16 protein-coding genes are annotated in these 22336 nt (G+C 70.8%); 8 read left to right on the top strand and 8 right to left on the bottom strand.

Annotated features, from left to right (window positions below):
• The first annotated feature begins 69 nt into the window (after nucleotides 1–69).
• The 4 genes from ACZ43H_RS01100 (at nucleotide 70) to ACZ43H_RS01115 (ending at nucleotide 5744) form a co-directional block, all read left to right on the top strand.
• A complete protein-coding gene (locus ACZ43H_RS01100; RefSeq protein ID WP_464587034.1) occupies nucleotides 70–1692 on the top strand; it encodes a succinic semialdehyde dehydrogenase in 1623 nt (540 codons plus the stop codon).
• Nucleotides 1689–3404, top strand: coding sequence for a GMC oxidoreductase (locus ACZ43H_RS01105; protein WP_464587036.1), 1716 nt, complete (start codon nucleotides 1689–1691; stop codon nucleotides 3402–3404). Before ACZ43H_RS01100 ends, ACZ43H_RS01105 begins: the two co-directional genes overlap by 4 nt.
• A gap of 377 nt (nucleotides 3405–3781) precedes the next feature.
• Nucleotides 3782–5359, top strand: coding sequence for a glutamine-hydrolyzing GMP synthase (guaA, locus tag ACZ43H_RS01110; RefSeq protein ID WP_464587038.1), 1578 nt, complete (start codon nucleotides 3782–3784; stop codon nucleotides 5357–5359).
• A gap of 4 nt (nucleotides 5360–5363) precedes the next feature.
• Nucleotides 5364–5744, top strand: coding sequence for a VOC family protein (locus ACZ43H_RS01115; RefSeq protein WP_464587039.1), 381 nt, complete (start codon nucleotides 5364–5366; stop codon nucleotides 5742–5744).
• 79 nt (nucleotides 5745–5823) lie between these two features.
• Here the strand turns inward: ACZ43H_RS01115 and ACZ43H_RS01120 are convergent, their stop codons facing one another.
• Both ACZ43H_RS01120 and ACZ43H_RS01125 read right to left on the bottom strand, forming a co-directional pair.
• The gene (locus ACZ43H_RS01120; RefSeq protein ID WP_464587041.1) at nucleotides 5824–5970 is read right to left on the bottom strand and encodes a GPGG-motif small membrane protein; all 147 of its coding nucleotides are present in this window, start codon (nucleotides 5968–5970) and stop codon (nucleotides 5824–5826) included.
• Between the two features lie 73 nt (nucleotides 5971–6043).
• Entirely contained in the window at nucleotides 6044–7222 is a 1179-nt protein-coding gene (locus tag ACZ43H_RS01125) for an ROK family protein (protein WP_464587043.1), read from the bottom strand.
• A gap of 171 nt (nucleotides 7223–7393) precedes the next feature.
• Here ACZ43H_RS01125 and ACZ43H_RS01130 point away from each other — a divergent pair, with 171 nt between their 5' ends.
• The 3 genes from ACZ43H_RS01130 to ACZ43H_RS01140 are packed head-to-tail and all read left to right on the top strand — an operon-like array spanning nucleotide 7394 to nucleotide 10561.
• Complete coding sequence (locus ACZ43H_RS01130) at nucleotides 7394–8488, top strand: ABC transporter substrate-binding protein (protein WP_464587045.1); 1095 nt, start codon at nucleotides 7394–7396, stop codon at nucleotides 8486–8488.
• An 8-nt stretch (nucleotides 8489–8496) separates the two neighbouring features.
• Nucleotides 8497–9297 (top strand): ATP-binding cassette domain-containing protein, encoded by an 801-nt coding sequence (locus ACZ43H_RS01135; protein ID WP_464587047.1) that lies wholly within the window; start codon nucleotides 8497–8499, stop codon nucleotides 9295–9297.
• A complete protein-coding gene (locus ACZ43H_RS01140) occupies nucleotides 9290–10561 on the top strand; it encodes a sugar ABC transporter permease (RefSeq protein ID WP_464587049.1) in 1272 nt (423 codons plus the stop codon). The genes ACZ43H_RS01135 and ACZ43H_RS01140 overlap by 8 nt, the downstream gene beginning before the upstream one ends.
• A gap of 99 nt (nucleotides 10562–10660) precedes the next feature.
• Here the strand turns inward: ACZ43H_RS01140 and ACZ43H_RS01145 are convergent, their stop codons facing one another.
• The 3 genes from ACZ43H_RS01145 to ACZ43H_RS01155 all read right to left on the bottom strand — a co-directional run bounded on the left by ACZ43H_RS01145 (nucleotide 10661) and on the right by ACZ43H_RS01155 (nucleotide 17389).
• Nucleotides 10661–12472: a serine/threonine-protein kinase gene (locus ACZ43H_RS01145; RefSeq protein ID WP_464587051.1), complete on the bottom strand. Its 1812-nt coding sequence runs from the start codon at nucleotides 12470–12472 to the stop codon at nucleotides 10661–10663.
• A gap of 101 nt (nucleotides 12473–12573) precedes the next feature.
• Nucleotides 12574–15198, bottom strand: a complete 2625-nt coding sequence (locus tag ACZ43H_RS01150; RefSeq protein WP_464587053.1) for a bifunctional FO biosynthesis protein CofGH — start codon at nucleotides 15196–15198, stop codon at nucleotides 12574–12576.
• A gap of 61 nt (nucleotides 15199–15259) precedes the next feature.
• Entirely contained in the window at nucleotides 15260–17389 is a 2130-nt protein-coding gene (locus ACZ43H_RS01155) for an MMPL family transporter (protein WP_464587054.1), read from the bottom strand.
• Nucleotides 17390–17539: 150 nt separating this feature from the next.
• On the opposite strand from ACZ43H_RS01155, the gene ACZ43H_RS01160 reads away from it, so the two are divergent.
• A complete protein-coding gene (locus ACZ43H_RS01160; protein WP_464587056.1) occupies nucleotides 17540–19063 on the top strand; it encodes an acyl-CoA synthetase in 1524 nt (507 codons plus the stop codon).
• A gap of 16 nt (nucleotides 19064–19079) precedes the next feature.
• Here the strand turns inward: ACZ43H_RS01160 and ACZ43H_RS01165 are convergent, their stop codons facing one another.
• The 3 genes from ACZ43H_RS01165 to ACZ43H_RS01175 all read right to left on the bottom strand — a co-directional run bounded on the left by ACZ43H_RS01165 (nucleotide 19080) and on the right by ACZ43H_RS01175 (nucleotide 22196).
• Nucleotides 19080–20222 carry an acyl-CoA dehydrogenase family protein gene (locus tag ACZ43H_RS01165; protein WP_464587057.1) on the bottom strand — a complete coding sequence of 381 codons (1143 nt, stop codon included), beginning with the start codon at nucleotides 20220–20222 and terminating at the stop codon, nucleotides 19080–19082.
• A gap of 106 nt (nucleotides 20223–20328) precedes the next feature.
• On the bottom strand, nucleotides 20329–21165 hold the full coding sequence (locus tag ACZ43H_RS01170) for an oxygenase MpaB family protein (RefSeq protein ID WP_464587059.1): 837 nt from the start codon (nucleotides 21163–21165) through the stop codon (nucleotides 20329–20331).
• A complete protein-coding gene (locus ACZ43H_RS01175; RefSeq protein ID WP_464587061.1) occupies nucleotides 21162–22196 on the bottom strand; it encodes an LLM class F420-dependent oxidoreductase in 1035 nt (344 codons plus the stop codon). Before ACZ43H_RS01175 ends, ACZ43H_RS01170 begins: the two co-directional genes overlap by 4 nt.
• Nucleotides 22197–22336: the final 140 nt, after the last annotated feature.

Here is a 22336-nt window from a genome sequence, read left to right on the forward strand (position 1 = left end):
GCGTGTGTAAAACGTCTCACTTGCTACCCGAGGGTAGTGAGCGAGACGGGGGTCACATACTCTCGGTACATGAGCGCGCAGACTCCCACTCCCTCGGGCGGCCCGACGGTGGAGGGCCCGCACGATCCCGAGCACGACCCGACCGCGGCGTACGCGCTGGAGCCGGAGCTGACCACGCGACTGACGCGTCGGGTCCTGGCGACGTCCGGCAGCTCGGTCGAGGTGCGCTCGCCGCTGAACGGTGCGCCGTTGGCGCACATCCCCCAGTCCACCGACGACGACGTCGCCGAGGCCTTCGCGCGGGCCCGTCGTGCGCAGGCCGGCTGGGCGCGCACCTCGCTGGAGGAGCGCTCCGCGATCCTGCTCAGGCTGCACGACCTGGTGCTGGAGCGCCAGGACGAGATCATCGACCTGATCGTGTGGGAGTCGGGCAAGGCCCGCAAGCATGCCTTCGACGAGCCGCTGCACATCGCGCTGACGGCTCGCTACTACGCCCGCACCGCGCACGCGCACCTCGACACGCAGCGCAAGCTGGGGGTCGTCCCCGGCCTGACCCGGGTGGAGGTCAACCGGGTGCCCAAGGGCGTCGTCGGGATCATCTCCCCGTGGAACTACCCGTTCACGATGGCGCTGTGCGACGGTCTCCCGGCCCTGATGGCCGGCAACGCGGTCGTGGCCAAGCCCGACGCGCAGACGATGTTGTCGGCGCTGCTCGGAGCCGAGCTGCTCGAGGAAGCGGGCCTCCCGCGGGACCTGTGGCAGGTCGTCGCCGGCCCCGGGTCCAGGGTCGGCACCTCGATCATCGGGCACGCGGACTACATCTGCTTCACCGGCTCGACGGCGACCGGCAGGCTCGTCGCGCGGGGCTGTGCCGATCGGCTGATCGGGTGCTCCCTCGAGCTCGGCGGCAAGAACCCCTTGCTGGTGCTGCGCGACGCCGACCTCGAGAAGGCCGCCGAGGGTGCCGTGCGCGCGTCGTTCTCGAACGCGGGCCAGCTCTGCGTGTCGATCGAGCGGATGTTCGTCGTCGACCAGGTCTACGACCGGTTCGTCGAGCGCTTCGTCGCCCGTACCCAGGCGATGACGCTGGGGGCCACGCTGGACTGGGGCAACGACATGGGGTCGCTGATCTCGCAGGAGCAGCTGGACGCCGTGGTCGCGCACGTCGACGACGCCCTCGCCAAGGGCGCCCGTGTGCTCACCGGCGGTCGCCCGCGCCCCGATCTCGGCCCGTACTTCTACGAGCCCACGATCCTCGAGGGGGTCACGCCGGACATGGCCTGCTTCGGCCACGAGACGTTCGGCCCGGTCGTCTCGTTGTACCGCTTCCACGACGAGGCCGACGCGGTCGCTCGCGCCAACGCCGGGGAGTACGGCCTCAACGCCTCGATCTACAGCCAGGACGGCCCTCGGGCCCGCGCGATCGCCCGCGAGATCAGGTGCGGCACCGTCAACGTGAACGAGGCGTTCGGAGCGACGTTCGCCAGCATCGACTCGCCGATGGGCGGCATGCGGGAGTCCGGCATGGGCCGGCGGCAGGGAAGCGAGGGGATCCTGCGCTACACCGAGTCGCAGTCGGTCGCGACCCAGCGCCTGGTCCGGTTCGCGCCCATGCTCGGCATGTCGGACGAGACCTACGCGAAGGTGATGACCGCCAACCTCCGCCTGATGAGGAAGCTGGGACGAGCATGAGCGAGCACGACTTCGACGTCCTGGTCGTCGGCTCCGGCTTCGGTGGCTCCGTCACCGCGTTGCGACTGACCGAGAAGGGCTACCGCGTCGGTGTCCTCGAGGCGGGCGCCCGCTTCGAGGACCAGGACTTCGCCGACAACTCCTGGGACGTCAAGCGCTACCTGTTCCGTCCCGAGGTCGGCTGCTACGGCATCCAGCGCATCGACGCGCTGCGCGACTGCCTGATCGTGTCGGGCGCCGGAGTGGGCGGCGGCTCCCTGGTCTACGCCAACACGCTCTACGAGCCACTGCCGGCGTTCTACACCGACCCGCAGTGGAGCCACATCACCGACTGGCGGTCGGAGCTGGCGCCGTACTACGACCAGGCCAAGCGGATGCTCGGCGTGGTCGAGAACCCGCTGCGCACCCCGGCCGACGACGTCATGGAGCACGTCGCCACCGAGATGGGCGTGGGGGACACCTTCCACCCGACGCCGGTGGGCGTCTTCTTCGGTGGGCCGGGCGGGGAGCCCGGCGAGACCGTCGCCGACCCGTTCTTCGGCGGGGCCGGCCCGGAGCGCACCGCGTGCATCGGCTGCGGTGAGTGCATGAGCGGGTGCCGGCACAACGCCAAGAACACCCTGGTCAAGAACTACCTCTACCTCGCCGAGCGGAACGGCGCACGGGTGCTGCCGCTCACGACGGTGACCCGGGTCCGCCCCCGGTCCACCGGCGGGTACGACGTCCACGTGAAGTTCACCAAGGCGAAGACCGGGCGTCGGTCGGCCCGTCGGGTGCTCACGGCCGAGCAGGTCGTCTTCGCGGCGTCCTCGCTGGGCACCCAGCGACTGCTGCACCGGATGCGCGACGAGGGCCACCTGCCGCGCATCTCGCAGCGCCTGGGCCACCTGTCGCGGACCAACTCCGAGTCGATCATGGGCGCGATCGCCCCCGACACGACGATCGACTACAGCCAGGGCATCGCGATCACGTCGAGCTTCCACCCCGACCCCGACACGCACATCGAGCCCTGCCGCTACGGCAAGGGCAGCAACTTCATGTCACTCATGCAGACGGTGCTGACCGACGGCGACGGACCGGAGCCGCGCTGGCGCACCTGGCTGAAGGAGATGTGGAGCCAGCGCCGCAACGTCGCCGACCTCTACGACCTCAAGCACTGGTCGGAGCGGACGGTCATCGCGCTGGTGATGCAGAGCCTCGACAACTCGATCACCACCTACACCAAGCGCGTCCCCGGCACTCGGAAGCGCTACCTGACCAGCAAGCAGGGGCACGGCGTGCCGAACCCGACCTGGATCCCGGCCGGCAACGTCGCGGTCCGGCTGATGGCGAAGTTCATGGGCGGCACTCCGGGCGGCTCGATCGGCGAGCCGTTCAACCGACCCCTGACCGCGCACTTCCTGGGTGGCTGCGCGATCGGGGACAGCCCCGAGACCGGGGTCATCGACCCGTGGCAGCGCGTCTACGGCCACCCCGGCCTGCACGTCGCCGACGGGTCGGCGGTGACCGCCAACCTCGGCGTGAACCCGTCGCTGACGATCACCGCGCAGGCGGAGCGGGCGATGTCGTTCTGGCCCAACAAGGGCGAGCCGGACCGGCGGCCGCCGCTCGGCACGGCGTACCAACGCCTCGAGCCGGTGACGCCGCGCTCGCCCGCTGTCCCCGCCGAGGCCCCGGCGGCGCTGCGGCTGCCGATCGTGGGAGTCAGCTGACCCCGCCGCTGTCCGAGGCAGCCTGGGCAACGTCGGCCCGGCCCGAAGAAACATTCCGGAACGTGCCGTAACCCGGCTGCCGGGGCGTCGTTGAGCCAGCGGACCCGGCAGTCATGCTCCCTCCCAATCGCCGGGTCCCGTGGTCCAGGCACTGTCCAGCAGCTGCGTGGACGATCAGGGCCCGGCCACCCTCCCTCCCCGGCCGGGCCCTGATGCATTTCGCCCGCTCGAAACACCGGTGAGGTGCACAGGTGCATGGCCCCGGCCCGGCCGTCCTTCCCCGGTCCGGCAGCACGAAAGGACTCGTTTCGTCCGCCGGCCGGGGTCCTCGGTACGCTGGTGCCTCGCCGTACGACGTCGAAAGGGCGCCCCTCTCCATGACTCAGGTGACGGACCACGATCTGGTCCTGGTGGTCGACTTCGGGGCGCAGTACGCCCAGCTCATCGCCCGCCGCGTCCGCGAGGCACGGGTCTACTCCGAGATCGTCCCGCACACGATGCCGGTCGAGGAGATGCTCGCCCGCCGGCCCAAGGCGATCGTGCTGTCCGGCGGACCCTCTTCGGTCTACGCCGAGGGCGCGCCGTCGATCGACTCCACGCTGTTCACGGCGGGCGTGCCGGTCTTCGGCATGTGCTACGGCTTCCAGCTCATGGCCCGTGGCCTGGGCGGCGAGGTCGCCCACACCGGTGCCCGGGAGTACGGCCGCACGCCCGTCACCGTGAGCGAGTCCGGCACCCTGCTCGCCGAGCTCCCGGCCGAGCACACCGTCTGGATGTCGCACGGTGACTCGGTCACCGCGGCCCCCGCAGGGTTCACGGTGCTGGCCTCCACCGACGTCACCCCGGTCGCGGCGTTCGAGGATGTCGCCCGCGGCCTCGCGGGAGTGCAGTGGCACCCCGAGGTGATGCACACCCAGCACGGCCAGAAGGTGCTCGAGCACTTCCTGCACCACATCGCCGGCTGCCGGCCGACGTGGACGATGGTCAACATCGTCGAGGAGCAGATCGAGCGGATCCGCGAGCAGATCGGCGACGCGGGCCGGGCCATCTGTGGCCTCTCCGGCGGCGTGGACTCCGCGGTGGCGGCGGCGCTGGTCCAGCGAGCCATCGGCGACCGGCTGACCTGCGTCTTCGTCGACCACGGGCTGCTGCGCAAGGGCGAGGCCGAGCAGGTGGAGCGCGACTTCGTGGCCGCCACCGGCGTCGACCTGCACGTCGTGGACGCCGAGAAGCGGTTCCTCGACGCCCTCGCCGGGGTCTCCGACCCCGAGGAGAAGCGCAAGATCATCGGCCGCGAGTTCATCCGCGTCTTCGAGGCCGCCGAGGCCGAGGTGCTCGCGAAGAGCGCCGCCGAGGGCGACAAGGTCGCCTTCCTGGTCCAGGGGACGCTGTACCCCGACGTCGTGGAGTCCGGCGGCGGCGCGGGCACGTCCAACATCAAGTCCCACCACAACGTCGGCGGCCTGCCCGACGACCTCGAGTTCGAGCTGGTCGAGCCGCTGCGGACCTTGTTCAAGGACGAGGTGCGCCTGGTCGGCGAGCAGCTCGGCCTGCCCGCCGAGATCGTCTGGCGGCACCCCTTCCCGGGTCCCGGGCTGGCGATCCGGATCATCGGCGCCGTCGACCGCGAGCGCCTCGACATCCTGCGCGAGGCCGACGCGATCGCCCGCGAGGAGCTCACCCGCGCCGGGCTGGACCGCGACATCTGGCAGTTCCCGGTCGTGCTGCTCGCCGACGTGCGCTCGGTGGGCGTCCAGGGGGACGGTCGCACCTACGGCCACCCGGTCGTGCTGCGCCCGGTCACCTCCGAGGACGCGATGACCGCCGACTGGGCGCGACTGCCCTACGACGTGCTGGAGAAGATCTCCACCCGCATCACCAACGAGGTCCGCGAGGTCAACCGGGTCACCGTCGACATCACCTCGAAGCCGCCGGGCACGATCGAGTGGGAGTGACCGCGTGACGCGGGCCGTGCACCACCTCGACCTGTGGGTGGAGGACCCGGCCATCGCGGTCGCCGAGTGGGGGTGGCTCCTCGGTGAGCTGGGCTGGGAGTACGACGACGTCGCCTGGCAGCACCCGGACGGCACCTACCTGTTCCTGGAGCGGTCGAGCGACCAGGTCGACGCGGCGTACGACCGGATGCGCCCGGGGCTGAACCACCTCGCGCTGACGGTCGAGGACCGGACGACGCTGGACCGGATCCGAGCTGAGTCGTCGGCGCACGGGTGGCACGAGCTGTTCGCGGACCGCTACCCCCACGCCGGGGGAGAGGCGCACACCGCGCTCTACCTGGAGAGCTCCGAGGGGTTCGAGGTCGAGGTCGTGCTCGGCGACTGAGCACACCCTCTGCCCGAGGCGCACAGGCCCCGAGATGCGACGCAGGGCGGGGGATCGCCCCCGCCCTGCGTCGTCGGTCTCACTTGTTGAAGATGCTGTACCCGCCGGGGCCGACGGCGAAGCCGACGATGATCAGCACGACGCCCCAGAGGATCTGTCGCTTGAAGAGCTGGACGATGCCGGCGATGACGAGGATGACGGCGATGATCCAGAGCAGGAAGGCCATTGTGTTCTCCGTTCGGGGGTGAGCTGGTGGAGTACCCGAGACCTGCCGGCAGCATTCCCCGCAGCGACGCGGCTCACACGTGGTCGACGAGCAGCTCGGTCCGCTCCGCGGCCAGCAGGACCGCTCCGACCAGGCTCGCCCGCTCGCCGAGCTCGCTGGCCAGCACCGGGGTGAGGGCGACGGAGTCCAGCGCGTGCCGGCGCAGCCCGATCCGTGCCGACTCCAGCAGCAGCTCGCCCGCCCGCGCCATGTCGCCCCCGACGACCACCAGCGACGGGTTGAGCAGGTTCACGATGCTCGCCAGGCCCCAGCCCAGGTGCAGCCCGGCGTCCTCGAACGCGCGCTGCGCCGAGACGTTGCCGCTGCGCGCCGCTGCCACGATGGCGTCGAGGTCGGCCTCGGGGAGCTGCCCCGCCATCATCGCCAGCACGTTGCCGACCGAGGTGTAGGCCTCCAGGCAGCCGCGGCTGCCGCAGCGGCACAGCGGTCCCTGGTCGTCCAGGGTGAGGTGCCCGATCTCGCCCGCGCTGCCGCCGGCGCCGTGGAAGAGCTTGTTGTCGATGATGATGCCGGCACCGACACCGGAGGAGATCTTCACGAAGACCGAGCTGTCGTGGCCGCGTCCGACGCCCTGGCGGTGCTCGGCGAGGGCGCCGAGGTTGGCGTCGTTCTCGACGTGCACGGGGATGCCGAGCTCGGCCTCGGCCGCGGCACGGGCGTCCACGCCCTCCCAGCCGGGGAAGATCGCCGAGGAGCGGATGATGTCGTTGGTCACCGGCGCCGGGAGGCCCATGCCGATGTGGCGCAGGGTCGCGCGGTCCGGCGCCATCGCGTCCAGCATCTTGCCGGCCATCCGCAGCGCCTCGAGGTGGTGGTGGCCGGCCTCGAGCCGGCTGCGCTCCTCGGCGATGAGCCGGCCGGTGAGGTCCCCGACGGCGACCGCGACGTGGCTGTGCCCGAAGTCGACGCCCCCGACCAGCCCCGCGGCCCGACCCAGCCGCACCGAGGAGCCGCGCCGCCCGCTGCCGGGGTCGGTGTCGACCAGGCCCGCCGCGGCGAGCTCGCGGACGATGTTGGACACCGTGGCCGGTGCCAGCCCGGTGGCCCGGGCCAGCTCGGCCTGGGTGAAGACGTCCGGGTCGTCGCCGCCCCCCGTCGTACCGCCGCGCAGCACGTCCAGCACGCGCTGCTGGTTGGCGGTGCGCAGCGAGGACGTCGACCCCGGGGCGGGGTCCGAGCGACGGTGGGGCATGGTCGAACTGTGACGCACGTCGCGTTTGTGGTCAAGACATGAAGATTAAGTCGTTAGATAACCTTCGTGCGTCAATTTTGCGTTCATGCCTTGACGACAACGGTGTGACCGTCGACACTCGACTCAGATCACCGGGCCCGCCCATGGCAGCCCCCAGTCGAGGAGAGATACGTGTCCACACCCCTGCACCGGCTCGCAGCCTTCGGGACTGCGCTCATCATCGGCACCGGTGGGCTCGCAGCCTGCGGCGCCAACGACTCCAGCAACTCCGGCGACAGCGGCAGCAGTGGCGGCACCATTGCCCTGCTGCTGCCCGAGTCGAAGACGACCCGTTACGAGGCCTTCGACAAGCCGCTGTTCGAGAAGAAGGTCGGCGAGCTGTGCAGCGACTGCACGGTCGACTACTACAACGCCGACCAGGACGAGGCCAAGCAGCAGCAGCAGGTCGACTCCGCGATCAACAAGGGCGCCGACGTCATCGTGCTCGACCCGGTCAACGGCGCCGGCGCCGGCGGCATGGTCACCAGCGCCCAGCAGTCGGGCGCGAAGGTCATCGCCTACGACCGCTTCATCGAGGGCGTCGACTACTACATGTCCTTCGACAACGAGACCGTCGGCAAGATGCAGGCCGACGCGCTGGTCAAGGCGATGGGCGACAAGGGCAGCATGATCATGCTCAACGGCGCCCCGAGCGACCCGAACGCCGCGCAGTTCAAGAAGGGCGCCCACAGCGTCCTGGACTCCAGCAACGTGAAGATCCTCGCGGAGTACGACAACCCGGACTGGAGCCCGGACAACGCGCAGCAGTTCACGACCCAGCAGGTCACCAAGTTCGGCGCCGACAAGATCCAGGGCGTCTACGCCGCCAACGACGGCCAGGCCGGCGGCGTGGTCGCTGCCCTCACCGGTGCCGGCGTGTCCGCCAACGCCCTGCCCCCGATCACGGGTCAGGACGCCGAGCTCGCCGCGATCCAGCGGATCATCGCCGGCCAGCAGGCGATGACCATCTACAAGCCGATCCCGATCGAGGCCGACACGGCCGCCGAGGTCGCCGTCCAGCTCGCCAAGGGTGAGGACGTCCCGACCAAGAGCGACACCGGCATCGAGCAGTCGGACTACAACGGCGTGACGTCGTACATCTTCACGCCGATCGTCGTGACCAAGGACAACGTCAACGACACCATCGTCAAGGACGGCTTCTACTCCGTCGACGACATCTGCACCACGGACTTCGCTGCGGACTGCAAGGCCGCCGGCCTCCAGTGATGAGCAGCGTGTCCCAGCAGGAAGCTCCGGTCAGGGAGAGCGTGCTCTCCCTGACCGGGGTCCACAAGCGATTCGGAGCGGTCCAGGCCCTCACCGACGTCCACCTCGACGTGGCGCCCGGTGAGGTCGTTGCCCTGGTCGGCGACAACGGCGCCGGGAAGTCGACCCTCGTCAAGGTCATCTCCGGCGTCTACCAGGCCGACGAGGGCGAGATCGCCCTCGCCGGCGAGCACATCAAGGTCGGCGGTCCGCGGCACGCCCAGGACCTGGGCATCGCCACGGTCTTCCAGGACCTGGCCCTGTGCGACAACCTCGACGTGGTGGCCAACCTGTTCCTCGGGCAGGAGCGGGCCAGGGGTCCGGTGCTGAGCGAGGTCGAGATGGAGACCGAGGCGTGGCGGCTGCTGCGCAGCCTCTCCGCCAAGATCCCCTCGGTCCGCATCCCGATCGCGAGCCTCTCCGGAGGTCAGCGGCAGACGGTCGCGATCGCCCGCTCGCTGGTCGGCAACCCGAAGGTCGTGATGCTCGACGAGCCCACGGCCGCACTGGGTGTCGCCCAGACGGCCGAGGTGCTGAACCTCATCGAGCGGCTCCGGGAGAACGGTCTCGGCGTGATCCTGATCAGCCACAACATGGCTGACGTGCAGGCCGTCGCGGACCGGATCGTGGTCCTGCGGCTCGGCCGCAACGCCGCGGAGTTCCGGGTCGAGGAAGCCACCACCGAGGAGCTGGTCGCCGCGATCACCGGCGCCTCGGACAACGTGGTCGCAGCGCGTGCCTCCAGACACAAGGACGAAGCCCATGGCTGACAACACCACCACCGCACCGCCCGAGGCCGAGCCGTCGCCGGTCGCGGCGGACCTGCTGGACGAACGGCTCATCAAGAGCCAGGGCGTCTCCGGCCTGGCCAAGATGCTCTGGAACCGGCTGCGGTCCGGTGAGCTCGGCAGCCTGCCCGTGGTCCTGGGCCTGGTGATCATCAGTGCCGTGTTCTACGCGCGCGAGCCGATCTTCCTCTCCTCCCGCAACCTGGTCAGCATCACCCAGTTCGCGGCGCCGATCGGCATCATCTCGCTCGGCATCGTGCTCGTGCTGCTGCTCGGCGAGATCGACCTGTCCGTCGGCTCGGTCAGTGGCTTCGCGGCCGCCTGCATGGCGGTCCTGGTCGTCAACAAGGGCCACTCGATGGTCTTCGGCGTGCTGGCGGCGCTGCTCATCGGCCTGGCGATCGGCGCGTTCTACGCGGTCCTCTACAACCGGATCGGCGTACCGAGCTTCGTGTTCTCCCTCGCAGGTCTGCTGGCCTTCCAGGGCGCGTTGCTCTACGTCCTCGGCACCGACGGCACGATCAACCTGCCTGCCGACTCCGGGCTCGTCGACTTCGCGCGCTACAAGTTCCTCGGGGACACCACGTCCTACGTGCTCGTCCTCCTCATCGTGCTGGCCTACCTCGGCAGCCAGATGTGGAGCTACCGGGCGCGCAAGGCCGCCGGGCTCAGCACTCCGTGGCTGGCGATCGTGGGGATCAAGACCGCGGCCCTCGCGATCGGCCTGGGCTGGCTGACCTACTACCTCAACATCGACAAGGGCTGGAGCTATCTCTGGCTGCTGTTCGCCCTGCTCGTGGTCCTCATGGACTTCGCGCTGCGGCGTACGAAGTGGGGTCGGCACCTGTTCGCTGTCGGTGGCAACGAGGAGGCGTCCCGCCGGTCGGGCATCAAGGTGAACCGGGTCTACTTCTCGGTCTTCGCGCTGTGCTCGGTGATGGCGGCGCTCGGTGGGCTGCTCGCCGCTGCCCAGCTGACCTCGGTGTCCCAGAGCTCCGGCACGACCGACACCAACCTCACCGCCATCGCGGCGGCGGTCATCGGCGGCACCAGCCTCTTCGGCGGCCGAGGCTCGGCGTACTCCGCCATGCTCGGCATCCTGGTGCTGCAGGCTATCCAGAACGGTCTGAACCTGATCAACGTCGACTCGTCGGTGCGGTTCATGATCACCGGGGCCGTGCTCCTGCTCGCGGTCGGCATCGACTCGGTGTCGCGCCGGGCCCGCTCCTCGAGCGGTCGCGGTTGACCGGACCCCACGACACCGAGGCCACCCGCTGCCCCTGAGGCGCGGGTGGCCTCGGTCATTTCGGCAAGGGGGCCGCGGGGCGCCCGCGGGGCTCCCCGGTCAGGGCACGAAGACCTGCTGGCGGACGCCGTCCACGACCAGTGTCACGTTGGCGTTGAAGCGCCCGGGGGTGACCTGCCACTCGTGGACCTGCGCGCCCCGCCCGTCCTTGCCGACGCGGACCTTGCGGAAGGTGCAGTCGCACCACGGGTCCCCGGAGGCGTCGTAGACGAAGGCCTGGGGGCTGGCGCCGGTGGCGAAGCCCTCGACGTAGACGTTGTACCAGTGGCAGCCCGGCCCGGCCGTGCACGCGTCGGCGGTGCGGACCAGGCGCACCGTGCGGGGACGGGCGGTGCCGCAGCTGCGCACGGTCCTGCTGGTGGCGGTCCGGCCGGCGTCGTCGGTGTCGACGGTGCGGGCGCTCACGCAACCGCGTCGGCCGCCCTCCTCGGTGGGGAGGGCGAAGCGGTCGGTCGCCTGCCAGCCGTTCGGCGTCCGGACCTCGACCCGACGCTCCACCCCGTCACCGGCCGCCTCGGGCGCCGTCAGTGCGAAGACGACCGAGCGGTAGCCCGGGCGCGCGGCGACCTTCGGGGAGGCGGGGCGGGGCAGCGGGGCCGGCGGGGCCGACTCGGTGGCGGTCGGCTCGACGCCGGCGCCCGGTGCGGGGTCGGCCCGGGGGCGGTCGGGCTCGCCCTGGCTGGCGTTGACGAGGACGGCGGTGACGGCGACCGCGGCCACCGCGCCGGCCGCGACGAGGGTGGCGGGCAGCCAGTGCCGCCTGCGGTCCGGCGCAGGAGAGTCTGCGCGGTCGCGCGCGGGTGTGGGTGGCGGCGCGGGCAGGCTCCGGATCACGGTGTGCTGGGCGGGCGCCTGGTCGGCCGCGGGGGCGGCCGCGGGGGCGGCCGCGGGCTCGACCGGCCGCCGGCCGCTCTCCGGCTCCGCGGCGGGGGGTGGGGGCACGGGGGGCGCGGTGGCGTCCGGGCCGACCGGTGCGGGCGGGAGCAGCGGCGGCACCGCCGCGGCGTCGATGTCGCGGATGATGGCCAGCAGGGAGGCGCGCATCGCGGCGGCGGAGGGCGTACGCCGCTCCGGGTCCTTGTTCAGCGCCTCGGCGAGGACCTCGTCGATCCGGTCGTCGACCGGGTGACCGGTGCCGAGCTGCGGGACCGGCGCGTTGATGTGGGAGTTCATCATCTGGAAGTCGGTGCCGCTGTACGGCGCGTCGCCGGTGAGCACCGCCCAGAGCAGGCAGCCCAGGGAGTAGATGTCACCCCGCTCGTCGGCCGCATGGCCGAAGTGTCGCTCGGGCGCCATGTAGGCCGGGCTGCCGATCAGGGTGCCGGTGCGGGTGAGGCTCGCCCGGCTCTCGCCGCCCTCGAGCGCGATGCCGAAGTCGCACAGGTAGGGGATCAACCCCTCGGGACGGCTCCACAGCAGCACGTTGCCCGGCTTGACGTCGCGGTGGATGACGCCGGTCTCGTGGGCGTCGGCCAGTGCCTCGCAGACCTGCGCGACCAGGGACAGCGCGGCGCGGCGGTCCAGCGGGCCGTGGGCGCCGATCCAGGTCTGGAGGTCGCCGTCGGGGAAGAACTCGGTCACGAAGAAGACGGTGTCGTCGTGCTCGCCGTACTCGTGGATGTTGACGATGTTGCGCGAGCGGATCCGGGCCAGCACGTTGGCCTCGCGGGCGAAGCGGGCCTGGAAGTCCTCGCGGTCGGGCAGCGAGGGCAGCACGATCTTCAGCGCGACCGACCGGTTGAGCACCGTGTCCCGGGCCTCGTAGACGATGCCCATGCCGCCGTGGCCGATCTGGCGCAGGATGCGGTACCGGCCGCCGTACTCGTCGCCAGCCTTCGGAAATCCCGCCATCGCCGCCCTCGACCCCTGTCCGGCCCCAAGGCCGCCCCGTGAACCCGAGCGATTTTACTGTTCGCAGACGGGCGTCAGGTGAGGATCCCGGTAATAGGGGCTCAGCGCAAGCGGGAGGGCTCGCCGTACGTCGTGGTGCGCTCGCGGACAGGTCGGCCGATGCCGGCGCCGATGTCGGTGAGCTCGGCGACGGTCTTGGCCGATCCGTGCTCGGAACCCGCCATCCGGGAGATCGTCTCCTCCATCAGCGTGCCGCCGAGGTCGTCGGCGCCGGCCCGCAGCATGGCGCGGGTGCCGTCGACGCCGAGCTTGACCCAGGAGGTCTGGATGTGGGGGATCCGGCCGTGCAGCAGGATCCGGGCCAGGGCGTGCACCGCGAGGTTGTCGCGCAGGGTGGGGCCGGGGCGGGCGACGCCGGCGAGGTAGATCGGGGCGGACGTGTGCACGAATGGCAGCGGCACGAACTCGGTGAAGCCCCCTGTCTCGTCCTGGATCCGGGAGAGGACCCGCAGGTGGGCCACCCAGTGCCGGGGGTTGTCGACGTGGCCGTACATCATCGTGCTGGTGGTCGGGATCCCGACCCGGTGGGCGGTGGTGATGATCTCGACCCAGGTGCTGGTGGGGAGCTTGCCCTTGGTGAGGACCCAGCGGACGTCGTCGTCGAGGATCTCCGCGGCGGTGCCCGGGATCGACCCGAGGCCGGACTCGCGGGCCTTGATGAGGAAGTCCTCGAAGGAGAGGCCGGTGCGGGTGGCGCCGTTGACGATCTCCATGGGGGAGAAGGCGTGCACGTGCATGCCGGGCACGCGCTGCTTCACGGCGGCGGCGAGGTCGAAGTAGGCGGTGCCGGGCAGCTCGGGGTCGATGCCGCCCTGCATGCAGACCTCGGTGGCGCCGAGGTCCCACGCCTCCTCGGCGCGGTCGGCGACCTGCTCGAGGGAGAGGGAGAACGCGTCGGCGTCGGTGCGGCGCTGGGCGAACGCGCAGAACCGGCAGCCGACGTAGCAGACGTTGGTGAAGTTGATGTTCCGGTTGACCACGTAGGTCACCTCGTCGCCGACGGTCTCGCGGCGCAGGTCGTCGGCGAGCCGGCAGACCTGCTCGAGGAGGTCGCCCTCGGCGGTCATCAGGGTCAGCGCGTGCTCGTCGGAGAGGTTGCCGGGGTCGGCCTCGGCGGCCGCCAGCGCGGCGTACCCCTCGCTGCGTGGTTTCGAGACAGGCGCCAGAGCGCCTTCCTCGACCACCGAAGGCGTGGTGGTGGGGAGGACGTCGGTCTCCGGAGTTCCGGTGGTTGAGGAGCGAGCGCCAGCGAGCGTCTCGAAACCACGCGCCCGCCCGCGCAGCTCGTCCCAGTCGCCGTAGACGTCGTCGAAGTCGGAGCGCCGGTCGTGGGTGCGGCCCTCGGTGTCGACCGTCGTGTGGAGGTCGGTGCGCCCGACGCCGGTGTGGCCGTGGAGGTGGGCGAAGCCGCCGTCGGGCTCCTGCCAGGGCAGGCCGACGGGACGTGCGCCGGGGCGGGCGAGGCCGTCGTCGGCGGCGAGGGCGGCGACGTGCCCGGAGACGCGTGGGTCGAGCCAGGGCTCGCCGGCACGGACGTGCTCGGGGTGGACGGTCAGCCGCGCGCGCAGCTCGAAGCCGCACTCGGAGGAGACCTCGCGCAGTCGCTCGAGCGATGGCCAGGGACGTTCGGGGTTGACGTGGTCCGGGGTGAGCGGGGAGACCCCGCCCCAGTCGTCCACGCCTGCCGCCAGCAGCGCCCGGCACTCATCGAGGTCGACCAGGTTGGGCGGCGTTTGGACGCGGGCCCTCGGGCCGAGCACGATCCGGGTGACCGCGATCGTGGCGCGGTACTCGTCGAGGCCCAGGTCGTCGACGTGGCGCATCGCGGTGTCCGGCTTGGCCCGGAAGTTCTGGACGATGACCTCCTGCACCGCGGCGTACCGCTTCGTGGTGGCGCGCAGCGCGAAGATCGTCTCGGCCCGCTCGGCCAGGGTCTCGCCGATCCCGACCAGCAGGCCGGTGGTGAACGGGATGGAGAGGCGGCCGGCGTCCTCCAGCACCCGCAGCCGCACCTCGGGGTCCTTGTCGGGGGAGCCGAAGTGCGCCTCGCCGCGGTTCTCGAAGAGCCGGCGCGAGGTGGTCTCGAGCATCATGCCCATCGAGGGCGCGACCGGCTTGAGGCGGTTCATCTCCTCCCACGACATGACGCCGGGGTTCAGGTGCGGTAGCAGCCCGGTCTCCTCCAGCACCCGGATCGCCATCGCGCGCACGTAGGCGAGCGTGGAGTCGTAGCCCTGCTCGTCGAGCCACGCGCGGGCCTCGGGCCAGCGGTCCTCGGGGCGGTCGCCGAGGGTGAACAGCGCCTCGAGGCAGCCCAGCTCCGCACCCTGACGGGCGACGTCGAGGATCTCGTCGGGTGAGAGGTAGGGCGCCCGCCCCTCCCGGGCCGCCTGCCCCGGCGTCTCGACGAAGGTGCAGTAGTGGCACCGGTCCCGGCAGAGACGGGTGATCGGGATGAAGACCTTGGGGGAGTAGGTGACCACTCCCGGTCGACCGGCGGCGACCAGCCCCGCGTCCCGCACCCGGGCGGCGGCTGTACACAGCCGGTCGAGGTCGTCGCCGCGGGCGGCGAGGAGGACGGCAGCCTCGTCCACGTCGAGCGCCGCTCCTCGATCGGCGCGGGCGAGCGCACGGCGTACCTGCTGGGGTGTCGGCTGCTCGATCATCCCTCTCAGGCTAGTCGCGCGCCGGGCCCCGGGAGGCCCGGGGCCCGGCGCGCGGACCGGGTCAGACCGACGCGGGCTCGCGCTCGGGCTCGGCCGGGGTGACCGTGTGCTCGCCGCGGTCGAGCTTGCTCGGCCACCAGATCCTGCTGCCCAGGTCGAGGTTGAGCGCGGTGACCAGGACCGGACGGACGACCATCGTGTCCAGGATGACGCCCAGGGCGACCGCGACCCCGATCTCGACGAACGCCACCAGCGGCAGCGTGCCGAGGACCAGGAACGTCGAGGCGAGCACCAGCCCGGCGGACGTGATCACGCCGCCGGTGGCCGACAGGGCGACCAGCGAGCCCGCCCGTGTCCCGCGGGTCTGGGTCTCCTCCCGCACCCGGGTCATCAGGAAGATGTTGTAGTCGATGCCCAGGGCGACCAGGAACACGAAGACGAACAGCGGGAACGACGCGTCCTGGCCGGCGAAGCCGAAGACGTGCTTGAACAGCAGCGCCGAGATCCCGATCGCGGCTCCGAACGACAGCACCACGGTGCCCATGAGCAGCAGCGGCGAGAGCACCGCCCGCAGCAGCACCATCAGGATCAGCATCACCACGATGAGCACGATCGGGATGATGACCAGGTTGTCGTGGCCGGAGGCGTTCTCCACGTCGAGCGAGATCGCCGAGTAGCCGCCCACGAGGGCGTCGGCGCCGGGCACCGCGTGCACGGCGTCGCGTGCCGCCGACACGGTGTCGAACGCCTGCTGCGACAGCGCGTCGCTGGTGATGGTCGCCTGGACGTAGGCGACACCACCCTCGGTGCGTGGCGGCAGCACGTCGGTGACGCCGTCGACCCCGGAGAGGGCCTTCGCGACCGCGTCGCCCTGGTCGGCGTTCGCGACCACCATCATCGGGTTGGACTGGTCCATCAGGCCGTGGTCGGTGAGCGCGCGCTGGCCGATGATCGAGTCGAAGTCCTTGGTGTAGGACTCCTCGGTCGTCAGCCCGTGGGCGTTCAGGGTGAACATGCCGAGGCAGGCCACGCCCAGCGCGACGGCGGTGCCGACCCACACGGCGCGGGGTCGCACGGAGATCCGGCGGCCCACCTTCGCCCACAGTCCGGATGCCGTCGGCTCGACCGAGCCGAACGCCGGGCGCTTGGGCCAGAACACCCAGCGGCCGGTGATCACGAGCAGCGCGGGCAGCAGGGTGATCATGACGAGCAGCGCGACGGCGATGCCGATCGCGGCCACCGGGCCGAGGCCCGCGGTGGAGTTCATCTCGGCGAAGAGCAGGCACAGCATGCCGAGGATCACGGTCGCCGCGCTGGCGACGATCGCCGGGGCGGCGCGGTGCAGCGCGAAGGCCATCGCCTCGTGCCGGTTCTCGTGACGGCGCAGCTCCTCCCGGTAGCGCGCCACGAGCAGCAGCGCGTAGTCGGTGCCGGCGCCGAAGACCAGCACGGTCAGGATGCCCTGGCTCTGGCCGTTGACGGTGAGGTCGGCGTACTTCGCGAGGAAGTAGATGACCGCCTGGGCGGTGAAGAGCGCCACGACCGCGGAGAACACGGGCAGGATCCACAGGACCGGGCTGCGGTAGGTCAGCAGCAGGATGATGATCACCACGGCGCCGGCCGCGAAGAGCAGGGTGCTGTCGAGGCCCTCGAAGGCCTTGGCCGAGTCTGCCGCCTGGCCACCCTGGCCGGCGATGTGGATGGTCACGCCGTCGATGGCCGCCATGTCGCGCAGCTCGCTGGCGGCGTCCGGCATCTTGTTCCAGCCGTTCTTGCCGAAGTTGAACGTGACCTGCGTCTGGGCGACCTGTCCGTCCTGGGAGACCGCCTCGACCCCGAGCTTCTGGGCTGTGACAGGGCTGATCACGCTGCGCGGGACGGCGCCCTTCATCTCGGCGAACTGCTTGGCCTGGCTCTCGATCTGGGCCAGGTCGGCCTTGCTGAGCGGGCCTGAGTCGGACTCGTAGACCACGGTGGTGGGGAGGTTGTTGGGGTCCTGGAAGACGTCGAGCTTGTCGAGCGCGCGGGTGGACTCGGCGCTCGCGGGGAGCCAGGAGGACGACTCGTTGTTCTGGACGTCGGTGAGCTTGGCGGCGAAGCCGCTCGCGACGACCACGATGACCAGCCAGGCGGCCAGCACGATCCACTTGGTGACGGGGCCGGTGAGCTTGCCGGCGATCTGACGATGCATGGGAGAACTCCATCAGAAGGTGGGGACGGTCGCATCGGGGTTTCCCCCGATCAGACCCCGTCCCGAGCCTCAATTCATCGCCAGATGGGGCCATCGATGGGGCGATCGGGATGGCCCGACTAGACCACGCGGCCCCGCTAGTCTCGATTCATGTATCCCGGGACCTGGGCCGCGACCACTCCGGACAAGCCCGCGCTGGTGATGGCCGACTCGGGCCGGACCCTGACCTACGCCGAGCTCGACGACCGCAGCCTCCGGCTGGCCCGGCACCTGCAGGGCCGCGGCCTGGTCACGGGCGACGTGGTCGCGCTGCTCAGCGACAACACCCCCGAGGCCTACGAGGTCTACTGGGCCTGCCTGCGGTCCGGCCTCTACGTCACCGCGGTCAACCACAACCTGTCGGCCGACGAGGCGTCGTACATCGTCCGGGACTGCGGCGCGACGGCGCTGGTGGTCTCCGCTGCGAAGAGCGAGGTGGTCGCCGGGCTCGACGTGGAGGTGGGCGAGCGGCTGGCGTACGGCGGGCCGGTGCCCGGGTTCGGCGACTACGAGGCCGCGCTCGCTGCCGCCGGCAACGAGCCGCTCGCCGAGCAGCCGCACGGCGACGACTTCCTCTACTCCTCGGGCACGACGGGCCGCCCCAAGGGGGTGAAGGTCGACCTGCCCCCGATCCGGGTCGACGAGCCGGGCTACATGTACGTGACGATCTTCGGTGGCCTCTACGGCTTCGGCCAGGACACCGTCTACCTCTCACCGGCGCCGGTCTACCACGCCGCCCCGCTGCGCTTCGGCGGCGTCGTGCACGCGCTCGGCGGCACGCTCGTCATGATGGAGCGGTTCGACGCCGAGGCCGCGCTGCGCGCGATCGAGGAGCACCGGGTCACGCACACCCAGATGGTGCCGACGATGTTCGTCCGCCTGCTGAAGCTGCCCGAGGAGGTCCGGGCGTCGTACGACGTGGGGTCGCTGCGGTGCGTCGTGCACGCGGCTGCGCCCTGCCCCGTCGAGGTGAAGCGGCGGATGATCGAGTGGCTGGGACCGATCGTGCAGGAGTACTACGCCTCCACCGAGGCCAACGGCGCCACGATGATCGACAGCGAGACCTGGCTGGCCCACCCCGGCTCGGTGGGCAAGGCGCTGCTGGGCGTGCTGCACGTGTGCGGCGAGGACGGTGCCGAGCTCGGTCCGGGCGAGGTCGGGAAGATCTACTTCGAGCGCGAGCAGGTGCCGTTCGCCTATCACGACGACCCCGAGAAGACCGCGAGCACGCAGCACCCCGAGCACCCGACGTGGACCACCGTCGGCGACCTCGGGTTCGTCGACGAGGACGGCTTCCTGTACCTCACCGACCGCCTGGCGTTCATGATCATCAGCGGCGGGGTGAACATCTACCCCCAGGAGGTCGAGGACCTCTTCTCGCTGCACCCGGCCGTCGTGGACATCGCCGTGATCGGCGTCCCCGACGAGGAGATGGGGGAGCGGGTGGTGGCGTTCGTCCAGCCTGCGCCCGGGGTGGAGGCCGGGCAGGCCCTCGCCGCCGAGCTGACGGCGTACGCCCGCGACCGGATCGCGCACTACAAGGTGCCGCGGGAGATCCTGTTCCGCGACGAGCTGCCCCGCACGCCCACGGGGAAGATGGTCAAGGGCCGGCTGCGCGAGGAGTACGCCGGCTGAAGGCGGGTCCCCGGGCTCAGATCCCGAGGCTGCGCCCGATGATCTCCTTCTGGATCTCGGTGGTGCCTCCGTAGATCGTCTGGATCCGGCTGTCCACGTAGGCCTTCGCGATGGGGTACTCCATCATGTAGCCGTAGCCGCCGTGCAGCTGCACGCCCTGGTCGACGATCTTCTTCTGCAGCTCTGTGGTCCACCACTTCGCCATCGACGCGAGCGAGGTGTCGACCTCGCCGGCGTTCAGCTTCGTCACGCAGTCGTTGACGAACACGCGGGCGATGTGGACCTCGGTGGCCATCTCCGCCAGCAGGAACCGGTTGTGCTGGAACTTGCCGATCGGGCGGCCGAAGGCCTCACGCTCCTTGGCGTAGTCCAGGCACAGACGCAGGATGTGCTCGCAGGCAGCGACGGCGATCGCGGCGATCGAGATCCGCTCCTGGGGCAGGTTGACCATCAGCGAGATGAAGCCGGAGCCCTCCTCGCCGAGCAGGTTGGCCTTGGGCACCTCGACGTTGTCGAAGAACAGTTCGGCGGTGTCCTGGGCCTTGAGCCCCATCTTGTCCAGGTTGCGGCCGCGCTCGAAGCCGGGCATGCCGCGCTCGACGACGAGCAGGCTGATGCCCTGGTGCCCGGCCTCCGGGTCGGTGCGGCAGACCACGATGACCAGGTCGGACATGATCCCGTTGCTGATGAACGTCTTGGAGCCGTTGAGGACGTAGTGGTCGCCCTTGTCGACGGCCGTGGTCCGGATGCCCTGCAGGTCGCTGCCGGCGCCGGGCTCGGTCATCGCGATCGCCGAGATCAGCTCGCCGCTGACCAGCCCGGGCAGCCAGCGTCGCTTCTGCTCCTCGGTCCCGAGGCTGCTGATGTATGGGACGATGATGTCGGTGTGGACCGGGAAGCCGAGCCCGCTCGCGCCGATGCGCCCGATCTCCTCGCTGACGATCATGTTGTAGCGGAAGTCGCGGGTGCCCATCCCGCCGTACTCCTCGTCGACGTCGAAGCACAGCAGGCCTGCGTCGCCGGCCTTGGTCCAGACCTCGCGGCTGACCTGTCCGTCCTGCTCCCACTGGTCGTGGAACGGCACGACCTCGCGCTCGAGGAAGGAGCGCACGCTGGCCCGGAAGTCCTCGTGCTCCTGCTCGAAGAACGGTGCGGTCATGAGTCCTCCTGGGGCTGCGGCGGCCGGTCGACGGTGACAGCGCCACTGTTACAGCATCGCTGTCACGATTCAAGCGGTGCGGGCCCGGTCGCGATCGTTCAGCTCATCAAGCATCGAGGCCGGCCCGGTAGCCCTGCGGGTAGGTCGACGGCCGGTGGTGGTACGCCGCCCGCCGCGGCGGGGCGAGCCGCAGCAGCCGCGCCCGGAGCCGGAGACCGCCCCGCACCGCGGCCACGAACCACGCCGGCTGGCGCGGCATCCCGAGGGCCTCGCGCAGCGGCTCGTCCATCAGGGCGATCGTCACCCGGCGCACGACCGGCCGGAGCGGGCGGGGTGCGGTCTCCCTTGCGATGCGCAGGGACGCCTCGGTGACCCGCCGGTTGGCCGGGTCGAACGCGAAGTGCTCACGCTCGTAGGACGTGAGCAGCTCGAGGTAGCCGTCGTACGTCGTCGGCAGGTCCTTGATGCCCATCAGCTCGCCGAAGCGGGTCGTGAACCGGGCCAGGGCCTGCAGCTCCACCGGGTCGAGCCGACGCCAGCCGAACTCCTCGATCCACCGCACCGGCCCGACGATGGTGGTGGCGAGGACGTAGCGGAACTCGTCGTTCGGGATGTCGTAGTGCCCGTGGATCCGGTTCAGCCGGCGCGCGGCCGCGCGCGAGCGGTCCGAGTCGATGCCCTCGACCGAGGCCTCCTCGGCGAAGAGCAGCGTGTCGTCGTACCTCTTGACGCCGGCGTCCTCGAACTGGCGGGTCTGGTCGAGGAGCCGCGAGATCGAGGGGATGCCGTAGTCGCGCAGGAACGCGATCCCGGTGCCCTGCGTGTAGTCCCACGGGAACTCGTGCCGGCTGGTCAGCCAGACGATCCGGTCGGCGTCGCGCTCGGGGTCGAGCGTGCGGATCTCCCGCAGGAGGGCGTACCTCCTGCGGGAGAGGCGGGTCACGCCACCCACTCCTTGACCTGGGCGATCGTGCCGGCCGGGTCGTCGGAGGCGGGGGAGACCTGAAGGCTGGTGACGCCGGCCTCGCGGAAGGCCGCGATCCGCTCCTTCACGTAGGAGGCCGGGCCGACCAGGTTGCCGGCCTCGAGCCACTCCAGCGGCACCTTCGCCTCGGCGTCGCGCTTGTTGCCGCCGAGGTAGAGGTCCTGGATCTCCTTCGCCTCCTTCTCGTAGCCGTACTGGCAAGCGAGGTCGTTGTAGAAGTTCGTGCCTCGAGCACCCATGCCGCCGACGTAGAGCGCGTACATCGGGCGCATGAAGTCGAGGAGTGCCTTGGTCTCGGGGCCCTCGCCGATCGCGACCATGCCCCCGGCGCTGATCTCGAGCGGGCCGAGGTCGGCGGAGCGTTTGGCGGTGCCCTTCGCGAGCGACTCGCCCCAGACGTCCTTGGCCTTCTCGGGGTGGAAGAGGAACGGCAGCCAGCCGTCGGCCACCTCGGCGGTCATCTGCACGTTCTTGTCGCCGAGCGCGGCGACCCAGAGGGGTACGACGGGCCGCTCGGGCTTGTTGAGCAGCTTCAGCGGCTTGCCGAGGCCGAGGCCCTGGTCCTCGGGCAGCGGGATCTTGAAGATGCCGTCCTTCACGAGCGCCTGGCGACGCAGGCCCATCCGGATGATCTCGATGACCTCGCGGGTGCGGCCGAGGGGCTTGTCGTAGGGGAGGCCGTGGAAGCCCTCGATCACCTGCGGGCCCGAGGCGCCCAGGCCGATCACCGCGCGGCCGCCCGACACGTTGTCGAGTCCGGCCGCGGTCTGGAGCAGCGCGCCCGGGGTGCGGGAGTAGACGTTGAGGATGCCCGCCCCGATCTCGACCGTCTCGGTCTTCGCGGCGAGGTAGCCCATCAGCGTGGGGGAGTCGAAGCCGTAGGGCTCGGCCACCCAGATCGTGTCCAGCCCCGCCTTCTCCAGCCCGGCCACCTGGTCGGCGGTCTCGCGGGGGTTCCCGGCGTACACGAGCGGCATGGAGAGCTTCATGTCCTCAACCCTGACAGAGCCACTGTCACGGCGACAAGGAGCACGCCGAGTCGGCGCTGCTTGACCATCCGCAGGTCAACGAGCGCCGACTCGGCGGGCTTGGGGCGTCAACGAGCGCCGACTCGGCGGGCCTGGGGCGT

The sequence above is a fragment of the Nocardioides sp. DN36 genome, assembly GCF_055380375.1.